Origin of the sequence: Megasphaera sp. UBA4382, from assembly GCF_002391155.1 — a bacterium.
Classification (GTDB): domain Bacteria; phylum Bacillota; class Negativicutes; order Veillonellales; family Megasphaeraceae; genus Megasphaera; species Megasphaera hexanoica.
The window spans coordinates 1-23,857 of sequence record NZ_DGRS01000011.1 but is presented as its reverse complement, the minus strand read 5'-3'; the positions used below and the strand labels follow the sequence as shown (position 1 = coordinate 23,857).

General features: G+C 44.4%; 26 protein-coding genes. 6 read left to right on the top strand and 20 right to left on the bottom strand.

Going from position 1 to position 23,857, the window contains the following annotated elements:
- Positions 1–221: 221 nt before the first annotated feature.
- The 4 genes from B4H10_RS00620 to B4H10_RS00605 form a co-directional block, all read right to left on the bottom strand.
- Positions 222–452, bottom strand: coding sequence for a DUF1653 domain-containing protein (locus B4H10_RS00620; protein WP_059076984.1), 231 nt, complete (start codon positions 450–452; stop codon positions 222–224).
- Positions 453–577: 125 nt separating this feature from the next.
- Positions 578–1,822, bottom strand: coding sequence for a deoxyguanosinetriphosphate triphosphohydrolase family protein (locus tag B4H10_RS00615; RefSeq protein ID WP_113854984.1), 1,245 nt, complete (start codon positions 1,820–1,822; stop codon positions 578–580).
- A gap of 11 nt (positions 1,823–1,833) precedes the next feature.
- Positions 1,834–2,505 (bottom strand): TVP38/TMEM64 family protein, encoded by a 672-nt coding sequence (locus B4H10_RS00610; RefSeq protein WP_075582123.1) that lies wholly within the window; start codon positions 2,503–2,505, stop codon positions 1,834–1,836.
- Between the two features lie 18 nt (positions 2,506–2,523).
- A complete protein-coding gene (locus B4H10_RS00605; protein WP_059076962.1) occupies positions 2,524–3,141 on the bottom strand; it encodes a hypothetical protein in 618 nt (205 codons plus the stop codon).
- 171 nt (positions 3,142–3,312) lie between these two features.
- Between B4H10_RS00605 and B4H10_RS00600 the strand changes: the two genes are divergently transcribed.
- The 3 genes from B4H10_RS00600 to B4H10_RS00590 all read left to right on the top strand — a co-directional run bounded on the left by B4H10_RS00600 (position 3,313) and on the right by B4H10_RS00590 (position 5,446).
- Positions 3,313–3,906, top strand: a complete 594-nt coding sequence (locus tag B4H10_RS00600) for a LysE family translocator (RefSeq protein ID WP_070807767.1) — start codon at positions 3,313–3,315, stop codon at positions 3,904–3,906.
- Between the two features lie 119 nt (positions 3,907–4,025).
- Positions 4,026–4,583 (top strand): biotin transporter BioY, encoded by a 558-nt coding sequence (locus B4H10_RS00595; RefSeq protein WP_059076960.1) that lies wholly within the window; start codon positions 4,026–4,028, stop codon positions 4,581–4,583.
- Positions 4,584–4,705: 122 nt separating this feature from the next.
- A complete protein-coding gene (locus B4H10_RS00590) occupies positions 4,706–5,446 on the top strand; it encodes a sulfite exporter TauE/SafE family protein (protein WP_113854987.1) in 741 nt (246 codons plus the stop codon).
- Positions 5,447–5,513: 67 nt separating this feature from the next.
- Here the strand turns inward: B4H10_RS00590 and B4H10_RS00585 are convergent, their stop codons facing one another.
- On the bottom strand, positions 5,514–6,515 hold the full coding sequence (locus tag B4H10_RS00585; RefSeq protein ID WP_292017997.1) for a nucleoid-associated protein: 1,002 nt from the start codon (positions 6,513–6,515) through the stop codon (positions 5,514–5,516).
- A gap of 546 nt (positions 6,516–7,061) precedes the next feature.
- Between B4H10_RS00585 and B4H10_RS00580 the strand changes: the two genes are divergently transcribed.
- The gene (locus tag B4H10_RS00580; RefSeq protein ID WP_292017996.1) at positions 7,062–7,964 is read left to right on the top strand and encodes a LysR family transcriptional regulator; all 903 of its coding nucleotides are present in this window, start codon (positions 7,062–7,064) and stop codon (positions 7,962–7,964) included.
- A gap of 462 nt (positions 7,965–8,426) precedes the next feature.
- Here the strand turns inward: B4H10_RS00580 and B4H10_RS00575 are convergent, their stop codons facing one another.
- The 15 genes from B4H10_RS00575 to B4H10_RS00505 all read right to left on the bottom strand — a co-directional run bounded on the left by B4H10_RS00575 (position 8,427) and on the right by B4H10_RS00505 (position 21,590).
- The gene (locus B4H10_RS00575; protein WP_292017995.1) at positions 8,427–8,963 is read right to left on the bottom strand and encodes a hypothetical protein; all 537 of its coding nucleotides are present in this window, start codon (positions 8,961–8,963) and stop codon (positions 8,427–8,429) included.
- Complete coding sequence (locus tag B4H10_RS00570) at positions 8,964–9,725, bottom strand: hypothetical protein (RefSeq protein WP_292017994.1); 762 nt, start codon at positions 9,723–9,725, stop codon at positions 8,964–8,966.
- A 13-nt stretch (positions 9,726–9,738) separates the two neighbouring features.
- The gene (locus B4H10_RS00565; protein ID WP_292017993.1) at positions 9,739–10,242 is read right to left on the bottom strand and encodes a hypothetical protein; all 504 of its coding nucleotides are present in this window, start codon (positions 10,240–10,242) and stop codon (positions 9,739–9,741) included.
- Positions 10,169–10,630: a hypothetical protein gene (locus B4H10_RS00560; RefSeq protein WP_141700301.1), complete on the bottom strand. Its 462-nt coding sequence runs from the start codon at positions 10,628–10,630 to the stop codon at positions 10,169–10,171. Before B4H10_RS00560 ends, B4H10_RS00565 begins: the two co-directional genes overlap by 74 nt.
- A 368-nt stretch (positions 10,631–10,998) precedes the next feature.
- A complete protein-coding gene (locus B4H10_RS00555) occupies positions 10,999–11,451 on the bottom strand; it encodes a pilus assembly FimT family protein (RefSeq protein ID WP_059076950.1) in 453 nt (150 codons plus the stop codon).
- Positions 11,430–11,903 carry a prepilin peptidase gene (locus B4H10_RS00550; RefSeq protein WP_070807766.1) on the bottom strand — a complete coding sequence of 158 codons (474 nt, stop codon included), beginning with the start codon at positions 11,901–11,903 and terminating at the stop codon, positions 11,430–11,432. Before B4H10_RS00550 ends, B4H10_RS00555 begins: the two co-directional genes overlap by 22 nt.
- A gap of 39 nt (positions 11,904–11,942) precedes the next feature.
- A complete protein-coding gene (locus B4H10_RS00545; RefSeq protein ID WP_059076948.1) occupies positions 11,943–12,320 on the bottom strand; it encodes a competence type IV pilus major pilin ComGC in 378 nt (125 codons plus the stop codon).
- Positions 12,321–12,342: 22 nt separating this feature from the next.
- A complete protein-coding gene (locus B4H10_RS00540) occupies positions 12,343–13,371 on the bottom strand; it encodes a type II secretion system F family protein (RefSeq protein WP_292017998.1) in 1,029 nt (342 codons plus the stop codon).
- A gap of 179 nt (positions 13,372–13,550) precedes the next feature.
- The gene (locus B4H10_RS00535) at positions 13,551–14,420 is read right to left on the bottom strand and encodes a type IV pilus twitching motility protein PilT (RefSeq protein ID WP_236699681.1); all 870 of its coding nucleotides are present in this window, start codon (positions 14,418–14,420) and stop codon (positions 13,551–13,553) included.
- A gap of 67 nt (positions 14,421–14,487) precedes the next feature.
- Complete coding sequence (locus B4H10_RS00530) at positions 14,488–15,570, bottom strand: GspE/PulE family protein (protein ID WP_292017992.1); 1,083 nt, start codon at positions 15,568–15,570, stop codon at positions 14,488–14,490.
- Between the two features lie 271 nt (positions 15,571–15,841).
- Positions 15,842–16,813, bottom strand: a complete 972-nt coding sequence (locus B4H10_RS00525) for an ATP-binding cassette domain-containing protein (protein WP_292017991.1) — start codon at positions 16,811–16,813, stop codon at positions 15,842–15,844.
- Positions 16,773–17,873, bottom strand: a complete 1,101-nt coding sequence (locus B4H10_RS00520) for an ABC transporter ATP-binding protein (RefSeq protein WP_113854995.1) — start codon at positions 17,871–17,873, stop codon at positions 16,773–16,775. The genes B4H10_RS00525 and B4H10_RS00520 overlap by 41 nt, the downstream gene beginning before the upstream one ends.
- 109 nt (positions 17,874–17,982) lie before the next feature.
- Positions 17,983–19,614 (bottom strand): ABC transporter substrate-binding protein, encoded by a 1,632-nt coding sequence (locus B4H10_RS00515; RefSeq protein WP_292017990.1) that lies wholly within the window; start codon positions 19,612–19,614, stop codon positions 17,983–17,985.
- Between the two features lie 53 nt (positions 19,615–19,667).
- On the bottom strand, positions 19,668–20,612 hold the full coding sequence (opp4C, locus tag B4H10_RS00510; RefSeq protein WP_292017989.1) for an oligopeptide ABC transporter permease: 945 nt from the start codon (positions 20,610–20,612) through the stop codon (positions 19,668–19,670).
- Positions 20,613–20,636: 24 nt separating this feature from the next.
- Positions 20,637–21,590: an ABC transporter permease gene (locus B4H10_RS00505; protein ID WP_292017988.1), complete on the bottom strand. Its 954-nt coding sequence runs from the start codon at positions 21,588–21,590 to the stop codon at positions 20,637–20,639.
- A gap of 327 nt (positions 21,591–21,917) precedes the next feature.
- Between B4H10_RS00505 and B4H10_RS00500 the strand changes: the two genes are divergently transcribed.
- Together B4H10_RS00500 and B4H10_RS00495 are read left to right on the top strand one after the other, a co-directional pair.
- Positions 21,918–23,048, top strand: a complete 1,131-nt coding sequence (locus B4H10_RS00500) for a M20/M25/M40 family metallo-hydrolase (protein ID WP_292017987.1) — start codon at positions 21,918–21,920, stop codon at positions 23,046–23,048.
- A 17-nt stretch (positions 23,049–23,065) separates the two neighbouring features.
- Positions 23,066–23,857 (top strand): MATE family efflux transporter (locus B4H10_RS00495; RefSeq protein WP_292017986.1); only part of this gene is annotated, 792 nt, incomplete at its 3' end.

Below are 23,857 nucleotides of genomic sequence, written 5' to 3'. Positions count from 1 at the left end.
GGAGCTGCAACAACATGGGCAAATAAGCTCATCTCGTTGCAGCTCCGTTTGTGTTTAATGGCCTGATTTCTTACATTATTATCCATCAGTACCACATAGAGTCCCCTTCCCCTGTCACTCTGCTTTTCAAAAGCCAAGCCGAAAAGTCTGGTTTTCCGTACCTGCAGCCTGTCAGTGTCAGGGGCTTTTTTATCAAAATCCAGGTCACCACAAGACCGTTCTCAGGCATTTTTTACAAAGCGGTAATCTTGTTCTGCCTTAGGATATTTTTCCTTATCAATTTCACTCATGAAATCTTTCAACGGGCGGGCATAGGTTTTCATCGTTCCCGATAAAGCCTTGTAAATAACAAATTTTTCACCTGTTTCCGTATGTTCGGCAAGGGTAATGATCTGATATTTTCCACCCTTGAAATGAAGCCAAATTTCATTTGCTTTTGGAAGTTCTCTCATGAATACATCCTCCTGAAAATAACCGGTATTTCCCTGCCTGTTCATTTATTATTCTCTTATGATCCATAGTAGGCCATCGGCAGGCTAATTCTTATTGTATCACATTTAGAGTGAAATAGATATCGTCAAAAAGTAGTCAGTTCATCAAATATTTTCTCCGCATACGTGTCAGTCATACCGGCAATATAGTCAATACAGGCCCGTCGGTAATCTTGTTCTGAATTGGAAATATGATAGATAATTGTATTACCAAAACTATTTCCGAATTTATCTTTTTTTGCAATATGACGGCCTATATCGGAGAATTTTCGCATCCGTTCCAAAAAATGTTTTCCCAAAGTAGGATAATCCTCTTGCAGAAGCCGGATATTGTCCAATGTCTTTTCACCAGCATAACATTCTTTTAAAATTCCATAAATCGACTCAAGGATCAAGCGGGCATAGGAATGATATACTTCCAGCCTTTTATTATGATAAATATACTGATAATTAAATTTCATGACGCAATGCATCAGGTTAAGATGATTCTGGGACAGGATCAGGCCCTTATCCGGAGAACTTTCTTTGCACAAATCGGTAATAAGGGGATACATAATAGCCGTATTACTGACAGACGGCAAATGAGCATGAAGATGCCCATTTAATTCTTGTTTAAGCTCCTGCAAAGGATATCCATCTTCCGTCAGAATATGGAGCCGTACAGCATCTTCTATATCGCGTCCGAGATAAGCGATTTTATCAGCGATTTTGACAACACAGCCTTCCCATGTATAAGGTTCAAATTCATTAGGGCGCTGAATAGATTCTAAATCAATGGCCTCTTTCCGCGGACGTAAAACGGTCTGGTGTACTTCTCCGCAATGACAGATAATACCATCACGCACAGCATATGTTAAAAGCAAATTAGAAGTTCTTCCTTCGGGGTCAAGTAGTGTTTCAATGTCATCAACTACACGCAAGCCTTGTTTTTCATGCCAGAATGTTTCATGCAGTTCTTTCTCACTGATTTGCCGTAAAACCCGTTCTCCCAGATGACCAAAAGGAGAGTGTCCCAGATCGTGAGCATTGGCAATAGCCTGTATCAATTCCGTATTCAACCCCAAATATTGCCCGATTGTCCCGCTGACTGAAGCGACCTGATTGACATGTTCGATACGCGTACAAATATGATCATTTTTTGTCGTAAAAAAGACCTGTGTCTTATGTTTCAGTCTGCTATAAGCAGTTGAATGGATGATGCGCGTAAAATCCCGGCCAAATTCTGTACGGAAATCATCTGCCCGATGATATAGCTTTCCTCTGCGGGAAACAGCCATCTGCCAATGCGGATGCTTCTCATCCATCCGTACTAACGCAAAAGCTCGTTCCATCTGCACCCCTTCTATCTTTTCTTATACTGCCTGTATGCATAATAAACTGTCAGAATCAGCGTTGCCCATATGATGATCCGGCCACCGTACTGTCCAAATTTCAATAAGTCATGCCCCAGCCATACTTCAACGATGACGGAAGGGACTTTGCCTATAATGGTAGCTACCAGATGATTGGCAAAACTGATGCGGCTCATCGAGGCCACTGCCGTAATGACCAGATTCGGTGAATACGGTATAGCCCGGGCCAATGCTATCGTCTTTATCGTACTGTACTTATCCAGTTTTTCTGTCAGATGGCTGCGTTCCACTAGTTTGCGTGCCTTATCCCTCAGCACGGTCCGCATGATGACAAATCCCAGAATATTTCCTAATACTTCCCCTATCCAGGAAATGACAATGCCCGGCAGCAGGCCAAATATAACACCATTAACCGTTAAAAAAGGAATAGATGGCAAGCCGGTCATATTAGTCAGTACAATCATAAATATAGTAATTGCAATGGCTCCATATCCAAAAGAAGATATGTACTCTGTCAGCCCTTCTACATTGCCGTCAAGAGTAAGCCGGAACAGAGTCTGATAAAAATCAGGAATAAAATATTGAACCGCTGCCAGTTCAACGATAATAATCACGAGGACAGCCAGTTTCATCAACTTATCTAATAAAGAACTTCGTATCATGCCTATACACTTCTCTATCTATGAATCAGAATTGTCTTTATTTCGAAACCGTTGCAAGGAAGCCTGTGCTTCTTCTACATGGATATACTGTGCTTCTTTCTCTGCTACATCGACAGACAGCCACCTCTTTGCTTCCTTTTTGATTAATTTATACAAATCCCGGGGGAAATCAGGGCAGGTCGTCGTGATGCCTCTGGGTTGTACGGCTTCCCGTTCCAGATAGTAATTATGAGGATACCACCCACTCTGGGCCCGATGCCATGGATCTAAAAATAGATGGTCTGCAAACTGGCCGCTTACATTGGTCAGCTCAAATTCATCAACAGACCCTATGGTACGTAATTTATGAAAGAAAACGCGTCCTCCTGTCGATTTCATGCGCAACCGGGATAAATAAGAAAATTCACCGATAGGGCCATTGACAGGAATTGGATTATGAATATCATGGCCAAAATCGCCGCTGGCACCAGGAACTGTATCACAGGCATTGCCAGCCAATACAGTTTCACGTATATCTTCTGGCAGCCGTTCGTTCTGTTTTTCTACGTCATTCATAAGAAGCAATGCATCATCATATAATTTTTCACTCCGCGTGCGCTGCGGACCTTCTTTATACATCTTTTCAAAAAATCCCATCCTGTCATCCTCCTTTTTCCTGCCATTATTATAACACGCCGAAAAAAAGCAGTGCAACAAAAGCGGCATGGCAGGTATTGTTTATGCGACAGATGTGCGATAAAATGTATTCATATGACAAATAAGAAAGAAAATAAGATGGATATTTTCAACTGTCACGAGGTGATTTATATGATAACGGAACTGACCGCATTTCTTGTGTACTGTATAGGCATGTCTTTTACACCAGGTCCTAATAATCTCATGTCCTTATCGGTCAGTCAGAAAGTAGGATTCAAACGGGCTGTCCCTTTTCTCTGGGGGCTTTTTTTCAGTTTTTTCATCATTAATGGCGCTGCCTACTTGTGTTCGTCTACCTTACAGGAACTGATTCCACAATTGGAAACCCCTTTCAAAGCACTGGGCTCATTATATATCCTCTATCTGACATATAAGATAGTTAAACCTCCATCAAAAACGTCAGAAAAAGAGGAAAAAAACATAAAAAGTCGTCTTTTTATTTCCGGTTTTGTTCTCAATCTGACAAACATCAAAGTCATGCTTTTTTTCCTCATGGGATACATGGTCTTTATCCTGCCGGCATTTACTTCTCTTGTTCCCCGTCTTCTTCTGGGTATCATCATGTGCCTGCTATGCTCTGTGTCTAATGTGCTTTGGGCACTGGCAGGAGCTGCTTTCCGCCATTATTTTGCAGCCCATGAACGAGTTACTTCTATCGTCCTCGGTTTACTCCTTTTATTTTCAGTTGTCGAAATCTGGCTGTAATTACGTCTTTGCTCCCTTATTATTGTTAACCTATTAATAATCATATAAGTTGACTATTTTATAAAAAGGCGCTATAATGCTGTCTGTATCCATTTTACATGACAGAAAGGTGATTCATTATGACAACTCGTGAAGCAGTTTTACATGCGGATTATTCCATTCGCACGGTAACCAAAATGTCTATCTGCGTAGCTTTGTGCTGCGTTTCTGCTTATATTTCCATTCCCCTGCCTTTTACTACTGCGATGATTACGGCTCTCACAGTAGTCATGAATCTGACTGCATTCATATTAAAGCCGAAACAAACACTTATTGTCATGCTCGTCTGGATTCTTCTGGGAAGCGCTGGTCTACCCGTATTTGTTGGCGGAACAGCCGGTTTCGGCAGATTATTCGGTCCAACGGGTGGATTCATCATCGCCTTTGCTATTGCCTATCCCATTGTCAGTCTTTTAAAAGGCCGTAATAACTCCTTTGTCCGTTATTCTCTTGCAGCCATCACCGTAGGAATCCCTATTACCTATTTAGGTGGCGTCATTTCCATGATGCTGGTACTGCAGGTAACATTCTGGCAGGCTTGTGTTATGGCCGTATTCCCATTCATTCCCGGAGATATTGCCAAAGCTGTCCTGGCTGCGTTTTTAGGGGTTCGGATCAATAAGCTCTATCACGATTGACTATCCTTTTATATCAAAGACTGCGTATGATGAAAATTCATAGGCAGTCTTTTTTACATTGATACTTTGTTTCTGCTATGCTACCATTGTTATAGAACTACTCCGGAAAAGGAAGTGATTTATTGGATCTCTCTCTTATAACGGCCCATTTGATGCCAGCGTTTGTCATATTTCTGGCGGCCCTCATGCAGGCCATTACCGGTTTTGGCCTGGTCATTATTGCAGCCCCCTTATTAATGATTTTTTATGACCCCAAACTGACCGTACTCATCATGTTTGTCGTAGCCATGTGCACAAATATTGTGCAGCTTCCTTTTGTATTCCGGGAAGCCCGCACACGAGTTGTTGCCGTTATTATTATTGGATATATGCTTGCCCAGCCTCCGGGACTGCTCATTTATCATCATTTTTCCAGCATCCAGTTAAAAATTCTCGTAGGATCCGTCATTTTTATTTCTTTGCTGGCTATGCAGTTTTCACACTACCATTTCCGTCAGTGTCAGCGTAATGATATTCTGACAGGCTTTCTTTCCGGCCTTTCCGGAGTCACAACAGGGATGGCCGGTCCACCTCTGATTATGTATTTTGCCTATGCAGATTTTACGCCTCAGCAACTGCGCGGTACAAGTGTTCTCTTTTTCTTTGTGAGCGGGTTCATCTCTATATCCTTTTTCATCGCTAATGGCATCGATTTTACACCTGCCGTATATGAGTCGGTGTATATGATACCGGCACTGGTTCTGGGAATTCTACTGGGACAAAAACTCCTGAAACATGTATCGCCCCGATTATTCCGCCGTCTTATTTTTTGCATGCTTTATTTCGTCTGTCTGTATACATTTTACAGTGTCCTGGCCAGTTAATTCCTGACAGTATCCCCATAAGGAAACAGCCCATACCCAGTTTATGCAGCTGGATATGGGCTGTTTTTTATTTATTTACAATCTTGGCAATATTTTTTAATTCAATAGATAAAGTACCATCGGGATTATTGATGAATTGTATATAGTCAGAATTATCAATATATTCCGATGGAAAAGTGATTTCTATTCCTGTATCTGTCTTTATTTTATGAGTTTTTCCAGTTTTCCGGGCAAAATCCTGTTGAACAGAAATATTATCGGGCAGTTGTGCTTCTTGTATTTTCTCTTCAAACTGACTTTGCATTTCTTTGTTATCTGAAAAGACAGCAGAACCCAATTCTTTTGGTGACAAGGAAACGGATGTTTCTGCATGATCTGCCAGGTAATTCTTTGCTTTAGATAATGCTTCAACACTGCTGCCGCCATGGTCTTCTGCTACTTCAGCAGCTATTTTATTGATTATTTTTACAGCATCTCTGCCAGATATCTGTGATGTACACTGTAAAAGCCGGTCGGGTAATATATAAATATCCTCCCCATTGCATTTTCGCTTCTTATCTATAAAACGGATAGAAAAGTCATCAAACCGTATTAAGGCATAGGCTTCTATTTTCTGGCTGGTCCCCGGTAAAATAGCATAATGCTTAATAAGTTTATTGTACACATTTCCTTCCTCATCCAGTACCTGATGAGTGTATGCCGTTTTGTTTTCCAGCATCAGCACAGCCAGTGTCCGCACGCCATCATCGTCAGTAAAATCGACGACGAGAAGATCCGTCGACTCCATTTCATCACAATGAGACAGTATATCATACGTTTTTTTTGCAATAACTGCTGCCGCATCATCAAAGGTCATTTCTTCCATCTGAAGCTGCTGTAATACATGATGGAATGAACTGGTAGCATAAAAAATACCTGTCTGCTGTCCGGCATCTTTCAGTAGTCGTTCAATCCGTTTATCTACATATTCGTACACGACATCGCTGGAAAAATCAAGGTCTTTCTGTGACAAAATACACATATTCGTGTTAAAGTCCAGAATATGCAGGATTGCTTTTTGTATCATCATAATGCATATTTCCTCCGCCTGTAAACAAATGTAATGTGCTTAAAGCTGATGCTGTCTATCTTAACAGTTCTTAAGGAAAAAGTCCATAACCGCAGTCATACACTTTCATCCGTCATGATTGCCAGTCATTCCAATCCTGTACTTTCCCTATATTCCTTCATCTAAACATCCATTATGTCAGACACATCTTTCCACAAACAACAACAGGAACCGCATCAAAGCAGTTCCTGCCGTTGTTTGTGGGAGATATCATATATTTGGGCTGATATATGAGCGGGCAATGTACATTGTTATAAATTACTGATAATCATAAAAAGTATCAACAAAACGCCGGTCAGAGCAAGCAGTTTCTGTGTCATCTGGATAGTCATAATAGAACGCTCCTTTCCCCTGTATCACAATACAATTTGTCCCATTCTCTATATTAAGACCGGCCTTTTATTTCCTCTTTTCAAGTATTATACTATCATTAAAAGATCTATCCGTAAAATTGAAATATATGAACAATCGTATCGGAAATTCCGAACGCAAAAAGGAGGAACCGGAATGGAATTACGCCAATTAAAAACGTTTACTGCCATCGCCCACCTGGGTAGCTTTTCGAAAGCAGCACAGAAAACAGGCTATGCCCAATCTACGATTACCGGACAGATACAGCAGCTGGAACAGGAACTGGGAACCCATCTTTTTGAACGGCTTCCACACCACATTATATTGACAGATCAGGGACAAAAACTGCTCCCCTATGCCGAACAGATACTAGAACTCGCCCAAACTGCCCGGGAAAGCATTGTCAACGAAACCAGCCTGAGCGGAACTGTCACTATTGGTACAATGGAATCTGTCGGCATTACGAGACTTACCAGCGTGCTAAAAGAGTTTCATATCCGCTACCCCCACGTCGATTTGCGCCTGCAGTTCGGTTCCTGGGACCTTCTTTATCAGGCACTTCGTGAAGGCCGTATTGATGTCGCCTTTCTTCTGGGACAGAATATACAGGATGCTTCCTGCACCGTCCGGATTTTATTTGATGAACCGATGTATCTTCTGGCTGCTCCACAGCACCCTTTTGCATTACGAAATACGGTACAAATCAGCGACCTTTCCGGCCAGACACTAATTTTGGCAGAAAAAGGATGCAGTTACCGCACGGCTTTTGAAAACACTCTTGCCCAGTACCATGTTCTGCCAGCCCAGGTACTGGAAGTAGAGAGCATATTTGCCATCAAAAAGCTCGTAGCCAGTAATTTAGGAATTACCTACATGCCAGCCATGGCCGTTCAGGATGAACTTCAGGCACAATCTCTCATACGCCTGCCCTGGGGCGGTCCGGATTATCATATCAAAACATTGATGATTCACAAAACAAACAAATGGATTTCTCCGGCGTTAAAGGCCTTTTTTGAATTGATTCAGGAGTACCTCGTCGATACGGACATGCGTATGTAATAACACATATGGTCTCTGCATCATGTTTTTATTTTACGTGTATCTGCTCTTTCCGTTAGCATCATTCGTATATATAGCCCTTTTTCTATCGGTTCTATACATTGTACCTCTATATGGCACAGTGGATGATTCATCGACAGATGATTCATAAAATATATGAGATTGTGAAAATACCCGTGTAATTCTATCCGATATCGCCCTAATGCATTGCTCTCCTCCTGAATAGATAAAAGCTGCATCTGTGTTTCCCTGGCAGTCGCTTCCCATAGCGAAACTTCACGGTCCGACAGAAATATATTTGTATTAATGGTTGGCATAGCAGACAAGCGCATACCATTTTCTTCCAGTGACTGTATGGCTCTATGCCATTCATCGCGTGTATGACATAACGTAAAACTGAACCATCCCGATAACAGAAGAATGACCCAGAGCACTCCGGTAACTATCTTCTTTATTTTCTGGTTATTCATCTTTTTGAGACACGGGTTTATCTTCATGATGTAATACAATATGCAGTTCTGCAGTATTTTCTCTTCCTTTCTTTTGCCATTTTCGTATATATGCTTTGGAAACCCACGACGATTTCTGCAGTTTTTCTTTCCACTCCTGCAGGGCAGACTGTTGCCGGCTGGAAATTTCTATCTGCAAATTATCCCGTTCTGCCGCAATTTTTTTTACTGTTATGTCTGCCGGCTTAGTATCGGCCAGGCAGACCAGCATAGCCGGCCAATACGACTCTCCTTTATACTGCAATAGTTGTACTATTTCCTTTCTTTTTTTCATCTTTATATTGTGGGCCTGTATTTCCGACTGTACCGGTTGCAAAGACTGTTCGAATCTTTGTTTCATCGTCTGAATTTCATAAATATACAGAAAACTCATTATCCAGGCAGCCAGAATCCCGGCAATAGCAGAAAAAAGAAGGATTCTATACAAAACATCCTTCCTTCTGTCACCGGCTTTTTCCGATGCGGGCAATAAATTAATTTCAATTTTCATCTATATGTTTCCTAATAAGAACGGAGGCCCTTGAATATGCCATTTACGCTGAAATTGTTCCGTTTTTTTCTTCCATACTGGCTGGCACAAGTTTTGCGTAGCTGATTCCTTCACAGTCATATGAAACCACTCTGTACAATCAGCTGATTTGATAGCTCCTTGCTGAAATGCATAAGACACCACTATGCCATTCTTTATTTCCATGATATGCAGATCTTTATTCTCCTGCAGAAACAATGTACCGTCTGTACCGGCATATTGATTGCTGATAAGAGCGGGAAGCAGCATTATATTTTTAATAAGAAGTCCCGCATCATGGGCAGTCTTATAACATATTTCCACACTAAACCGGGAATAGGCCCCCAGAATCCACTGATACATATCCTGCCCATCTTTTTTACTTATGCGGCAGATATCAAAAGCGTAATCCGATTCTTTTCCAGCCAATGGTTCTGCCCAGAGAGCCGCTTCTCTTCCTTCTTCATTGTTTTCTGCCGGCAGTTCACAAATCTTCCATAAAACCTGAGGTCCGCTTAATACGAAAGATAAAGACCAGCCATAAAGGTCATATACGTCCAGGATACGTTGCAAAACAGATTGAAGAATATCTCTTTTTTCCAACCATTTCCTATCAGGAATGTCCGCATAAGTATCTCCCAGAACCATACGGCACCGCCTCAGCCAATCATACTCTTTTTTGATAATATGTATTGCATACGGAGAAAGCCAGAACACAGCTTCCTTTCGTGCCCAATTTCCCATATATCAGTACCTCTTATATCCTATAATCATAAAAAGTGAATGTCCATCTCTGACAGGAAGCATCATATATCGCATTAAAAGAAAGTGCCCGCGTCCGTTGTACACCATCCGGCCCGACACAGGCAATTCCACGCAATGTCCCTGTCACTTCTCCTTGTCCAGTCTGCTTCAGTGTGCGTACTACTTTTATTTTTCTACCTGGGCCTGATTTTTCAGCTAGTTCGGAAAACTCCTGCTCCCATTTTTCCGGGAGATCCGATTCTCCTTCACTCTCGCACTGTAACTGTCCCATAAGCAATGCACTCTCTGCCAGATATACGGCTTCGATGGAATATCTGTACATTACTATTTGTTTTTCATATTGATGCGCCAATACAGCTGCAGCCAAAGAAAAACTGAAGATGATCAGCCCTGTCCACAGCGCAAAAAGCATAATAAAACCATTACGACGTTTCATGAGTAATTCCGGTTCCAGGATATATCCATAAATCACACCGCCAGGTACATCCTGCTTCATGTTTGAGATTCATCGCTGCGCGGACACATCCATCTTCCTGGGAAAAAAAGGGGCATCCCGGTTCCAACGGTTCCACGATAATCTTGTTCCGTCCTGTTTCTCCCGTTCCGGTTACAGGCTGAACAGTACCATCATCAAGACATTTATATATGACTCCCTGTCGTATTAAAAAGCCGCTGCGCAGGTTCTTGTCCGTAAGAAATCGTACAGATGAATCAGTCACGCGCAGAGAAGAAGCTGAAGCCAGTGATACGGTCAGCGTATCTTCCAGGTGTATTCCCTGCAAAGCCGTTTCCTGCCAGGAACAACTATATTCATACATGCGGACAGACTGTACCGCTGCCGGAAGCATCGCCAGTACAATCAAGGCTGTTAAAGAGGACGCCAACACCATCTCCAGCAGTATAAATCCATTCTTCCTATGGCATATTCTCCCGTCCAAGACGCATGCAGTGAAAAGGTTTTTCTCCATCTGCCCGTACCTCCACATCGTATTTCACACATCCGGAATGCCACATGGACTTCGCACAATGTACGTAATATGGCTTTCCCCGTATCCAGTATGTCCTATCTTCCATTCCATTTCTTTTAATTTTCTGATATTCCATTTCATTTCTGGCTATACTGGCTTCCTGTCGCCACGTACGTGACCGGGCATATATACGCATCGTCTCCTGCATCATAAAAACGGATGGCACAATCAAGGTCAACACAAAGAAAACGGCAGCCATACTATCCAGCAACAGGAAACCTCTGTTATACCATCCGGATGCGCCCGGTCTGGGCAGCAACAATGATTTTCTTTTCATGGCCTCCCCTTCCTTGTAATATAACTACCATCTGATTTCCTTTAGGCCTGCCCTGTTCATCAAAATAAAAATCTTTCCGGTATGATGAGCTGCGTAATTTTATGCCGTTCTCATAAGCCCGTCGTTTTACAATCCTGGTTCCTTCCAAAACAACATACTCCTTCTGTCGCACCGAAAGCCGCCAGGCCGGGTCACCGCTATTATTGCCCACAGCATGCTGACGAACCGAGGCCAGGTCCCATGCCATTTCCCGTATCAATCCATCGAGGTGCTGATTTTCTACATAATTCCCTGCTGGAACGGCCGATGCGCTGATAAGAATAAGTATGATCGACACAACCAGACATAATTCAAGTAACAAAAATCCACCATTTTGCTTCACATCAGTAACCCGGCCCATGCAATCCATTCTCCTGCAAAAAAGAAAGACAACCACCAACCACTTATGAGAAACGGGGCAAAGGGGATGACCTTTTCGCGATATACAATCCAATACATGACAGCACCAGCCAATGCCGTACCAAAAGCAACACAGAGAGTGCTGTACAACACCATACCTGAACTGCCCAGAGAAAGAGCTCCGATTAATTTAATATCTCCCCAGCCAATACTGCCAGGCAGGACGAAAGCCGCTATTCCTAACCCGGCCAGGCAGGCCAGACTGAGAATCCAGTCTGGCTGCACCAGCCGAAACAGGCAGGCGGCTCCATTGCCCGCTGCCATGACCAGAACAATCCTGTCGGGAATCCAATAATAACGTATATCCGTATAGACAATCAGCAATGAACAACCTGCCACAATCCCCAACCAACAAATCACCGGGAAAGAACACAGATCAAGACTGTCTATCATCACTATCACCATGTCCCTTTTCCATGTAATACGTTCTTATTACTCATTATTTGTACCTTCTGGATTTCTCGATGTATAGGTAACTCCATTAAGGGTGACCCGTACTACTCCATCGGCAATGCTGTACTTTTCAGCTCCTGTAGGCGGTTTCGGAACAAATTCAAGATATTCTTTTTCAGCCAGCGTCTCGACCGTATCAGGATACGCGCCTGTATCAAACTGATACACGGCAGCCGCATTGCTGATGGTTCTCAGGTCAGCCTGTATTTTCGCTTTATTGGCTTTATCGCCGGCTGAGCTGAATTTAGGAACAGCCATCGTTGCAATAACCAGTATAATAGAAACTACAATCAGCATCTCCAGAAGGGAAAAACCGTTGCGAACGGGATGCCACCATTTTTTTGCCATAGAATACATAATCAACACTCCTCTCAGTAACTCATATAATAGCCGCTGCCGCATCCAGGAGCGGTAGCAGTAAAGCCAAAACGACCAAACCAATCATCAGTCCCATAAAAGCCATAGTCAACGGTTCCAGTAACTGGCATATCCGCTGGGACCAGCGGGAAATCTGCCAGTCATAATATGAAGCAATCCGCGAAAATGCCGTATCATAATTACCCGTGCTCTCCCCTACAAGAATCATAGCTTCCAAAAAGGGAGTGGCTATGTTTTCATGCTGTATCGCTTCCAGAAACGAATGACCGGACCGCACCCAGTTGCTGCAGTATTCCATTTTCTTTTGGAACCAGATCTCGTTAGTGGCATTTGCAGCATCCTGTATGGCAGAAAGTACGGGAATGCCGCTGGCAAGCTGCATAGCCATGATCCGGCTGAAACGCTGCCAGCACCACGCCAGATACATCCGTCTCCACAGGGGAATCCGCATCATACAGGCCGTAATATACAATCGGGCCTGCCTTTTTTTATACCCATATACTCCGACTGCAGCCAGCAATAGAAATATGCCCAGTAAAGACAATCCATGATAGCAGCATAAATCCTTCATGCCAATAAGGCCTCTCGTCAAAACGGGTAATGGTACATTCATGGATGCAAACATGGTTGCAAAAACGGGCAGGATATAAAAAACAGCTCCTGCAAGGAGCAGGATAGTACCTGCAAGAAGAAATCCCGGATATATCATAGCTTGTATCAGCTGCTGTCTTTGACGATCTGCATCCTGATAATAATTTCCTAAAATAGATAAAACAGATTCCATATTTCCCGAATGCTCACCGGCCTTCAACAAGCAGCAGGTCATTTTTGGAAAAAGCCGGGATGATTCCAAAGCAACAGATGGTCTGGAGCCATTTTCTATGTCATCTCCTATCTTTATCAACGCATCTTTTTTCTTTCCTCGTGGTAATGGTCTTACCAGCAGGCGCCAGCTATCCAAAAAAGGGATACCCGCCTTAGTCATCTCTGCCAGTTCTTTAAAAAATGATCCCAGTTCCCGTGATTTCATCTTTCGGATACGCCACGGCAATGTTACATGTTGTTGCGGTATTTCTTCGATGTGAAGAACCTGCCACTGCCCTTGTTTCATCATCTTGTATACAGCATTTCTGGAGGGGGCATGTAAAAAGCGTGTCACAACACTGCCTGAAGAATGTCTGGCCGTCACCTTATAATGTATCTGTTTCATCATATTCTGCCCTGACAAGCCTGTTCCATTGTACGCATTCCCATAGCGGCTCCCATCTGCATAAGCGAGGGGAGCTGATGCTCCCGGCCAGTCCGGATCAGCTGGGATACGGCATGGGTCCGCAACAAAACTTCTCTCACTATACAGGTATCCTGCTGGCGGCATAATCGCTGCTGGGCCAGTATAGCCTGTAAAACCTGGGACAGGCGGTAGCGGATTTCCTCCTGCCGGCTTCCCGGATAGGCTCCGACAAAACGGGTTATCGCCTGAGCAGCAGACCGGGTATGGAGCGTAGAAAGCACAAGGTGGCCAGTCTCAGCCGCAGTCAGTGCGGCATCCATAGTCTCCTGATCACGCATTTCTCCAATAAGGATTACATCCGGATCCTGACGCAGAGCCTGACAGACAGCCTGGGAAAAACTGGTAAAATGACAGTGCAATTCCCGCTGGGTAATGAGAGAACCACCTTCTTCCAAAATGATTTCAATGGGATCTTCCAAAGTAATGATATGATATTTTTTATGGTCATTCAGATATTGGATCATCCGCCACAAGGCAGTCGTCTTCCCACATCCTGTCGGCCCGCAGATCAGGATGAGTCCATCAGAACAGCAAGCCAGTCTTTGCAGTAATTTTTCATCCCCGTCCGCCGGCAGTGATGATAAAGGATATAATATGCGGATGTCTGCATAAAATCCCCCATATGCCTGACAAAGCTGTATCCGGAGCCTCACCTTTTCGTCCCATTCGGCAGACAGGGAATCACCAGTCCTATTGTTCCAGCCCTGGGCCAGCAGCCAGCACCGGAGTTCCTCTTTTGTAACAAACCAGTTCTGTAAAGAGGTAAGTTCCATCCCAATGCGCAACATTACCGGATGGCCCTCCTGTAGGTGTATATCCGTTGCCTTTTTTATGATAGCCATCGCAATTACGTCATTAATAGTCATCGTCTTCCCCCTCATCATAGACACGGCGGATTTCCGGTTTATCTGTCAGCCCTTCCCGGAGAGCATGGCTGATGCATTCTTTCATAAAAACAGCCTGATCCTGTGAAGCGGCTTCCAATAGTTTTTTTCTTTCGCTTCGTTTCTGTACAGCCTGCCTCAGAGCAGCGCCGGAATGGACAACTTCGCACAGGCAGAAACGGCCATGATACCCGTCTTTTGTACGATATCTCGCCAGCCGTTGAGATGCCATACCGGATAGTGCTTCAGCTACCAGGAACGGTTCCAGTCCCATATCCAGCAGGCGCAGCGGTACATCGACGACCCGTGCCGTATGGAGCGTACTAAAAACGCGATGTCCTGTCAGAGCTGCCTGCAGCGCAATGCCAGCCGTCTCTGCATCCCTGATTTCTCCAATAACCAGTATATCCGGGTCCTGGCGCAACAATGCGCGAAGGCCGTTTTGAAAAGCCAACCCGCCTTTTTCATGAATCTGGCTCTGGCAAAATCCATCGACCCGGAGTTCCACCGGGTCTTCCAGCGTAGCAATGCTTATTTCAGGACTATCCAGTTCCCGGAGCAATGCATATAACGTCGTCGTTTTACCGCTCCCTGTCGGGCCGCAAATGAGAAATAAACCCTGACTGCCATGGACAATTTGCCGCAAAAGCTGTCTCGACGGCATATATGGGATTAGTTCATCCAGACAAAATGGCTGATGATCCGTAAACAGGCGAAGAACAATTTTTTCTCCCCGCACGGTGGGCATTGTGCTGACCCGTACATCCAAAATATGATGATTTCCTTTCCAGACACACCGCCCATCCATCGGCAGGCGCGTATTGGCAATGTCCATATGGCTCATGACTTTGATGCGTGCTGAAACCTGGGGAAGAAGTGTTGTTTCCAGATGTCCTACGGTCTGAAGTATGCCATCGATACGAAAACGGACCCGCACTTGTTTATCCATCGGCTCAATATGTATATCACTTGCTCCCATCTGTACAGCCTGTGTCAGCATTGTATTGACAAACGGCTGTACAGGCATCCCACTATGATAAGTCCATTCAGACATTTTCTTTCCTTCCTTTCTTCCCGTTCTTTTCTCAGCATAGCACGCAATCTCCTGCATGTGTCGATTTTAATATACTTCTTATGATATTTTAATTTTCATCTCATAATCTCAGATGTTTTTAATGATATTCTCATCACATTTTAATGAACCAAAAAAAGGCCCGAGAGGACCGTTTTTCTCATCATACGGCACGTATGACAAACTAGGGCATTGCATACGGTCAAATCCAGTATGCAATGCCCTGGTTACCCAATATATGCTATTTTATACCTTAACAAGCGGCTTGTTTATATGTATTGATTTCATCGTATGAACAATATACGAAATGACCCGGCGTGATTTCATACATGGCCGCCTTCACTTCCGGCGCATATTCCTGGACAGATGGGTCATAATCAATACGATGACGTTTGCGTTCCTGCTGTAAATCCGTGAGCGGTGAAGCAGAAAGAAGCGAAATCGTATACGGATGAATAGGATGACGATACAATTCATCTGCCGGTGCCAGTTCAAGAAGCTTGCCATTTTTCATGACACCAATACGGTCACTGATATATTTAACCATAGCAAGATCATGAGCAATAAATAAATAGGTCATTTTCCGTTCTTTACGAAGATTGATCAGCAGATTGACAATCTGAGCCTGTATCGATACATCCAGTGCAGACAAACATTCATCGGCAATAATAAAATCCGGCTGTACGCACAAAGCCCGGGCAATACCGATACGCTGGCACTGGCCTCCGGAAAATTCCGTTGGATACCGGTTGGCATAGGAACGGTTAATCCCTACAATATCCAGCATTTCATTTACCTTATTGTGAACTTCTTTATCGGTTTTGCAGATATGATGTACCCGGAGCGCATCCCCTATAATATTTTTTATGGGAATACGGGGATTGAGAGAAGCAAAGGGATCCTGGAAAATCATCTGCATTGATTTACGGAATGCCATCATTTCAGAGCTGCTACGGATTTTAGTAATGTCTTTTCCTTTATACATGACAGTCCCGGATGTCAGTTCTTCCAGTTTAATGACCGTGCGGCCTGTCGTAGATTTGCCGCTGCCTGATTCTCCGACAAGACCAAAGGTTTCACCGGGATAAATAGAAAAGGAAATATCATCTACAGCACGAACTTCATTCTTCTTGCCTTCATTATATATTTTATGTAAGTTCCGTACTGATAAAATCGGCTTTTCATCAGCGAGCGCCGCTGCCGGCGTGACGATATGCATAATCATTCCCCCCATCTTCCTGTTTCATGAAAGAATTAAAAATCTGCTGCCGCCGTACAATTTCTGCCGGAGGTGTAACTGATGGAGCCTGTGGATGAAGCAGCCATGTCGCCGCATAATGAGTATCACTGACTTTGAAGAACGGAGGTTCTTTTTCGTAATCAATAGCCAGTGCATAGGCGTTACGAGGAGCAAAGGCGTCTCCTTTCGGCATGTGCAGCATGTTAGGCGGTGCTCCCGGGATACTGTAGAGATGATCATCCGTTGTATCCAGCGTCGGCATGGAACAAATGAGTCCCCACGTATACGGATGCTGAGGATTATAGAATATTTCTTCTGCCGTGCCGATTTCAATGATTTTACCGGCATACATGACGGCGACCCGGTCTGCTACATGGGCTACGACACCTAAATCATGGGTAATAAAGATGACGGACATATTCAGTTTTACTTTTAAATCATCAATTAAATCCAGGATCTGTGACTGGATGGTAACATCCAGTGCCGTTGTCGGTTCATCTGCAATCAGAATATCGGGTTTACACGCCAGGGACAAGGCAATCATGACACGCTGACGCATGCCACCGGAAAACTGATGGGGATAGTTCCGGCTGCTTTCTTCAGGATTGCGGATTCCAACAAGACCCATAAGCTTTATGGCTTCTTTCATGGCGTCTGCCTTCGAAATATCTTCATGAGTCAGGATGGATTCAGCAATCTGCCGCCCCACGGTCATAGTCGGATTGAGAGATGTCATAGGGTCCTGAAATATCATGGCTATTTTACGGCCGCGAACCGATTCCATTTCTTCTTCTGGTAAAGTAAGGAGATTTTTCCCCTCGTAAATGATTTCACCTTCTTTGCCAAATATGGTATTCTTTCGCGGCAGCACCCGGTTGATTGCCTTCATAGAGACCGATTTACCAGAGCCGGATTCACCGACAATTGCCAATGTTTCACCACGTTTCAGATTAAAGGTAACACCGCGCACAGCGTCTACGATGCCGTCCAGCGTCCGAAACGATACATGTAAATTGTTTACTTTTAATATTGTATCTGTTGTCATTGCTGTTCATCCTTTCTCATACACCGCTGCGTCTGCAGCACCAGCAGCAGACGCAGGATGTATAACCTTTACGGAGCACGCTGTGTCAATCTGCAATTACAGCGCCCGTTTATTCAAAATGCCACTGATAGAGGTCATCCAGAGAACCTTCCCAGAAATCCTTAATTCCACCGACGAGATTTTTGCTCTGTACGTTAATCTGATCGGTTTCGTACAAGCTGGTAACGAACTGATTATCGCGCATATATGCCTGAATTTCTTTGTAAGCTGCTTTGCGTGCTTCCGCATCAGGTAAAGATGCTGCGTTGTTCATCATCTCCGTCAGTTTCGGATCATCAGCCTGGCAGAAGTTATTGCTGCCGCCTGGTACGAAGTAGTTGCTGTAATCCGGATCTGGCGTAAGGCCATAGCCCAGAAGCATCATTTCATAATCGCCTTTCTTGGCATTACCAAGAACGGTCGGGAAATCCAGTTTCTGCTGTTTAACATTGAGACCGATAGCCTGCAGATTCTGCTGGATCAAATCTGCTGATTGTTCACGCAATACATTTCCAATCGGTACCTGGAGTGTAATTTCTTTCGATGTATCGAAGCCCGATTCTGCCAGTTCTTTCTTAGCGGCTTCCGGATCATATGGCAGCGGTTTTACGCTTTCATCATATACAGGGCTGACTTTTGTGTAAACAGTTGGTACAATCTGGGCTGTGCCCTTGTACAGTTCATCACAGATTTTCTGACGGTCGATAGCCATCGTAACGGCACGGCGGAACTTAACATTGAATGCCGGATTGCTGTTATTGACTTCCAGATACTGCGTGTTCAGTGAAGGAACAGCCTTGACAATCAGTTTGCTGTCTTTCTTCAGGACATCCAGATCCTTAACCGGTACAGAACCAATACCACCCGAAGCAGCCAGCTGCACGTTACCGGATTTTAATTCTGTCACGAGGTTGGTCCCATTCATGATGCGGATGAATACCTTTTTCAGCTTAGGAGAACCCTTGTAATAATCTTCGTTTGCTGCCAGCTCAACATGATCATTCGTCTTATAGGAAACGAATTTATACGTGCCGCTGGTAACAGTCGGTTTGGTAACGGCATCGGAATTGGAGATGTTTGCCGGATCGATTTTTTCAAAGACATGTTTGGGAACGATATAGACTTCAAAGCCAAGCATGCTCTTCAGGTAATTCGGATCTATCGGTTTCTTCGTACGGAATGTAACCGTATGTTCATCGACAGCCACCAGATCCGGAATGGGAGTACCGTCCGGTCTCTTGCCTACACTGTCTGTCCCTTCCAGCATGTTAATATAGCTTCCTTTAGTCGTTTCTACTTTCGGATTGGCAATGAGGTTGAACGTAAAGACAACATCATCTGCCGTAACAGGTTTACCATCCGTCCATTTTGCCTTTTCATTCAGTTTAATGGTAAAGTTCTGATTATCCGTCGTATCAATGCTGTTAGCCAGCTGCGGTGTAAACTTGTTGATTTCCGGCATGCCCAGGAGCGTATCATACATAAAACGGATTGTAAACTGACCGGCAATGCCAGGATTGAACAGCGGGTTAAACGAATCGGGTGCATTAAACATACCGATCGTCAGTGCTTCTTTTTTGCCGGCACTGCTACCGCCACCTTTGCTGCCTCCGCCGCAGCCTGCCAGCATGGTAACACTCAGTGCCAGACAAACAGCTAATGCCAGACCTTTTCTTTTGCGTATCCATGATAATAAGCCCATAATAACCCCTCTTTTCTTAAAATATATAGTCAGCGATCCTGTCCCCTTTTTACTTATTTGGAATCGCCGTCTATGGCTTCATTCAGACCATCACCGAGGAAGTTAATCGTCAGTACTGCAATGAGAATCGCAATTCCCGGTGGAATCCAGCGCCACGGTTCAGCTGATAAAATCATAATAGACTGGGCACTGGTCAACATATTGCCCCAGCTGGCTGCCGGTGGTTGCACGCCCATCCCCAGGAAACTCAGTGATGCTTCGGTCAGGATGGCATTGGCAATACCGAATGTGCAATTGACCAGAATCGGAGAAAGAACATTTGGCAGAATATGTTTAAAAACAATCGTAAAAGGCGAATAGCCCGTAACGATAGCGGCCGAGATATAATCCTGTGTCTTGATGCTGAGAACTTCGCCGCGCACCAGACGGCAGATAGGAGGCCATCCCATAAAGCCCATGACCAGCATGACAGTCATCATATTCGGGCCAATCAGACTGACGATGACCAGAATAATCATAAATTGAGGATAGGCCATGAACACTTCGGTAATGCGCATGATCAGACTATCTATCATTCCGCCAAAGTATCCGGAAAGCAATCCCAGTGTAATACCGATTGCCGCATAGATGACAACCGATCCGATACCGACAATCAAGGAAACCCGTGAACCATATATGAGGCGGCTCAGCACATCACGTCCGACATCGTCTGTCCCCAACAGATGAGCAGCTGACGGGCCTTCGTCAAAAGCTCCCGTCGTCTGTACCGGATCAAATGGCGAGATTAGTGGTGCCAGGATGGCCATCAGGATAATCGCTCCAAAGAGAACCAGGCTCCATACAGCCACTTTGTTTTTACAGAACCGGCGCCATGTGATTTTTCCCCATGATTCAGGAACTTCTTCTTTTTCCTTTTCTTTTTTGCCACTCAGGGCATTCAGTCCGAATGAAGCACCGATACTGTTTTGATGTACCAAAACAAATTTATTTGCTTCCATTCCTGTCCCCCCTTTTCAAATCCCCTATTTACTATACTTGATACGTGGATCAATAGCCGCATAGGCAATATCAACGGTCAGATTCGCAATGAGAACGGCGATTGCCGACAAAATAACAATTGCCATGAGTACGGGATAGTCCCGGGAATTAATGGCTGCTACGGTAAGTGATCCAATACCGGGCCACTGAAAAATCTGTTCGGTGATGACTGCGCCGCCAATAACTTTCGGCAGGTCGGTCCCAATGACCGTAACGATAGGTATCAGAGAGTTGCGCAGTACATGGAACCGTAAAATCTGACGCCACTTAAGTCCTTTTGCCAAGGCTGTGCGGATATAATTCTGACCCAGCACCTCCAGGACGCTGGCCCGTACGTACCGGATCATATTTGCAGAAAACTGCGACGCCATAACGATGACGGGAAGAACCAGATGTTCCGCCAGGTCGATGCCATCATTTTCCATCCCGAGGACTTCCATGCCGCCCGTCGGGAGCAGATCCAGTTCAACAGCAAAGATGTAAATCAAAGCCAGTCCCAGGAAGAACGGCGGAAAGGAAACATTGAAGAATGTCCAGCCGATGATAGCCCGGTCCAGTTTCGAGTTTTTATGAAGGGTAGCTATGATCCCTAGTGGAATAGCCGTCGCATAAGCTACAATCAGGCTGATACTCATGAGAAGCAGTGTTGGTCCCAGGCGCTGAGAAATGATATCCAGTACAGGCTGGCGGTCTGCAAAGGAAAATCCCATATTCCCAGTCAGGAAATTAGCCATCCAGTCTACATACTGGATAAATAAGGGCCTGTCCAGTCCCAGAGCGGCTTGTGTCATCTCCACCTGGGCTGCCGTCATATCCGGTGAAATATACATGTCGGCCGGATCCCCCGGTGTCAGATGAACCAGGATAAATGCGCCGATGGATATGAGAAACAAAACCGGGATAGAAATAAGCACTCGTTTTAAGATGTACTTCCCCATAATAATCCCCCCTAAATACAACACATGTCGGTCTGTATGCACCAGATCAGCAGGTTACCTAAAAAAAAGAGCAATGACACATTTTACTATGCGCCATTGCATCTTCCTGTCTTTGAATTTGTTTAGGTATGTTTGAATGATACACCGCATGTCTTAAAATGTCAATGGGTTAAACGTATTATTTTTTTAATTGATTATATATTTTCATATATAATCATAATATTTTTAGTTGTTTTCGCAATATGAAATTGCAAAATATATCCATATACCATTCCCCATCCGTGGTGTATAATAAGCATGGTATGATAGCCAAAAGGGGGAATCTTAATGAATACATCTGTCACACAACAGATAGACCGTTTTGCCAGGACAAATGAACGCCATCTCATAGAACTATTGACAACAATCTGCAGTCTGCCGTCACCGACAGGTTCAGAACAGGCCAAAGCCAATTGGATTTTGACCTATCTTCATAAACTGGGAGCATCAGAATCTTATATAGATAGTGCCGGCAATGTAATCTGGCCTTGTCAGGTAACAAAAGGCAATAAGCATCCTGTGTACGGAGCTCATATTGATACAGTATTTAATCAAGTATCTTCTATCAAGCCGAGAATCGAAGGAAATATATTTGCGGCGCCGTCTTGTGGTGATAACAGCGCCAATGTAGCCAGTCTTCTCTTCTTTGTAGAAATGATCTTATCGCTTCATATCGAACTGCCGGCAGGTGCTTTCTTCCTGTTCAATGTAGGAGAAGAAGGGCTGGGAAACCTCAAAGGTATCCGCCAGTTCATGACAGACCATGCTCATGAAGTCAGTGAAATGGTCGCTATTGATTGTAACAGTGATTCATTCATCAATCTGGCCGTCGGTTCCCGTCGTTATCAGATTGATATACAGGCGGAAGGCGGTCATAGTTGGGGAAACTTTGGTAACGATAATGCCATTGCCATCGCTTCCGGCATTATCTGGAACCTCTATAATCTGGATGTACCGGCCAATCCTAAAACGACATATAATGTAGGAACGATTCAGGGTGGATCGACGATAAATTCCATCGCCGAACATGCGTCTTTCACGATTGATCTGCGTTCAGAATCCAAAGAAGAACTTCAACGGATAGATCAAAAATTTCACGAGTTGCTCGATGCGGCACGGGATCCTAAAATTCAGATTACGGAAGCATTCCTCGGCGAACGGCCTTGTAATGACGGAGCAGAAAATTCGGACATGTGTCAGCGCCTGGCCCGTATCCGTTCTGCTCACGGGCTGACAACTACCTTTCAGTCTGCCAGTACAGATGCAAATATTCCACTGAGTCTGGGGATTCCGGCTATTTCATTTGGTACCTGCATAGGCCGCCGTGCCCATTCCGTATATGAAAATCTGGATCTCGATTCACTCGTACCAGGCTTTATACAACTCAGTGAATTTATACTTTCTTCTCCACATAAATAAAGGAGTCACATTGTTACATGATACATAACATGACCGAAGGGAACCCTATAAAGCTGATTCTGGCTTTTACGGGTCCCCTTTTGATTGGAAATATTTTTCAACAGTTTTATAATATTGCAGATATCATCATCGTTGGACGTTTCATAGGCGTTCACGCTCTGGCTGCCGTTGGAGCGGTGGCCCCCTTGTTTATGGCTATTCTTGGCCTTACTATCGGAATGGCATCGGGCTTTACTGTACTAATGGAACAACGGTTCGGCGCCGGTGATTTCGATGGAGTCCGCCGTTCATTTTCAATGTCAATCATGCTTTCTCTCGGCATGACAGTCATTCTCATGCTGATTGCCTGCCTCTGCATGCCCTGGTTCCTGCAACTCATGAACATTTCGCATAAACTGTATGATGACTCGTATCACTATGTTCTGATCATATCATACGGTCTTCTGGCCATGATGTTTTATAATCTTCTTTCCTGTGCCTGCCGGGCCCTGGGGGACAGTCGTACCCCGTTATATTTTCTCATCTTTTCCTCATTGCTGAACGTGGCACTGGCAGTTTTATTTATTACCGGTTTCGGCTGGGGTGTCCCCGGTTCGGCTATTGCTCTTGTCCTGGCGCAGGCCGTTTCTGCTGTATTGTGCCTGATATATATGCACCACCACTTTCCCATGCTGCACCTTCAGCGCAGGGACTGGCACTGGGATAGAGCTTTTGCACTTCAGCATTTGCAAATCGGTATTCCCATGGCAGCCCAGTTCCTCATTATCTCTCTCGGGATCATCATTATTCAGTCGGTCTGCAATACATTC

What these genes read in the sequence shown, in the direction of transcription:
- B4H10_RS00620 (WP_059076984.1), bottom strand. Translation starts at nt 452, where the DNA reads ATGAGAGAACTTCCAAAAGCAAATGAAATTTGGCTTCATTTCAAGGGT.
- B4H10_RS00615 (WP_113854984.1), bottom strand. Translation starts at nt 1,822, where the DNA reads ATGGAACGAGCTTTTGCGTTAGTACGGATGGATGAGAAGCATCCGCAT.
- B4H10_RS00610 (WP_075582123.1), bottom strand. Translation starts at nt 2,505, where the DNA reads ATGATACGAAGTTCTTTATTAGATAAGTTGATGAAACTGGCTGTCCTC.
- B4H10_RS00605 (WP_059076962.1), bottom strand. Translation starts at nt 3,141, where the DNA reads ATGGGATTTTTTGAAAAGATGTATAAAGAAGGTCCGCAGCGCACGCGG.
- B4H10_RS00600 (WP_070807767.1), top strand. Translation starts at nt 3,313, where the DNA reads ATGATAACGGAACTGACCGCATTTCTTGTGTACTGTATAGGCATGTCT.
- B4H10_RS00595 (WP_059076960.1), top strand. Translation starts at nt 4,026, where the DNA reads ATGACAACTCGTGAAGCAGTTTTACATGCGGATTATTCCATTCGCACG.
- B4H10_RS00585 (WP_292017997.1), bottom strand. Translation starts at nt 6,515, where the DNA reads ATGATGATACAAAAAGCAATCCTGCATATTCTGGACTTTAACACGAAT.
- B4H10_RS00580 (WP_292017996.1), top strand. Translation starts at nt 7,062, where the DNA reads ATGGAATTACGCCAATTAAAAACGTTTACTGCCATCGCCCACCTGGGT.
- B4H10_RS00575 (WP_292017995.1), bottom strand. Translation starts at nt 8,963, where the DNA reads ATGAAAATTGAAATTAATTTATTGCCCGCATCGGAAAAAGCCGGTGAC.
- B4H10_RS00570 (WP_292017994.1), bottom strand. Translation starts at nt 9,725, where the DNA reads ATGGGAAATTGGGCACGAAAGGAAGCTGTGTTCTGGCTTTCTCCGTAT.
- B4H10_RS00565 (WP_292017993.1), bottom strand. Translation starts at nt 10,242, where the DNA reads ATGAAGCAGGATGTACCTGGCGGTGTGATTTATGGATATATCCTGGAA.
- B4H10_RS00555 (WP_059076950.1), bottom strand. Translation starts at nt 11,451, where the DNA reads ATGGGCCGGGTTACTGATGTGAAGCAAAATGGTGGATTTTTGTTACTT.
- B4H10_RS00550 (WP_070807766.1), bottom strand. Translation starts at nt 11,903, where the DNA reads ATGATAGACAGTCTTGATCTGTGTTCTTTCCCGGTGATTTGTTGGTTG.
- B4H10_RS00545 (WP_059076948.1), bottom strand. Translation starts at nt 12,320, where the DNA reads ATGTATTCTATGGCAAAAAAATGGTGGCATCCCGTTCGCAACGGTTTT.
- B4H10_RS00540 (WP_292017998.1), bottom strand. Translation starts at nt 13,371, where the DNA reads ATGAAATCACGGGAACTGGGATCATTTTTTAAAGAACTGGCAGAGATG.
- B4H10_RS00535 (WP_236699681.1), bottom strand. Translation starts at nt 14,420, where the DNA reads ATGTTGCGCATTGGGATGGAACTTACCTCTTTACAGAACTGGTTTGTT.
- B4H10_RS00530 (WP_292017992.1), bottom strand. Translation starts at nt 15,570, where the DNA reads ATGTCTGAATGGACTTATCATAGTGGGATGCCTGTACAGCCGTTTGTC.
- B4H10_RS00525 (WP_292017991.1), bottom strand. Translation starts at nt 16,813, where the DNA reads ATGATTATGCATATCGTCACGCCGGCAGCGGCGCTCGCTGATGAAAAG.
- B4H10_RS00520 (WP_113854995.1), bottom strand. Translation starts at nt 17,873, where the DNA reads ATGACAACAGATACAATATTAAAAGTAAACAATTTACATGTATCGTTT.
- B4H10_RS00515 (WP_292017990.1), bottom strand. Translation starts at nt 19,614, where the DNA reads ATGGGCTTATTATCATGGATACGCAAAAGAAAAGGTCTGGCATTAGCT.
- opp4C (WP_292017989.1), bottom strand. Translation starts at nt 20,612, where the DNA reads ATGGAAGCAAATAAATTTGTTTTGGTACATCAAAACAGTATCGGTGCT.
- B4H10_RS00505 (WP_292017988.1), bottom strand. Translation starts at nt 21,590, where the DNA reads ATGGGGAAGTACATCTTAAAACGAGTGCTTATTTCTATCCCGGTTTTG.
- B4H10_RS00500 (WP_292017987.1), top strand. Translation starts at nt 21,918, where the DNA reads ATGAATACATCTGTCACACAACAGATAGACCGTTTTGCCAGGACAAAT.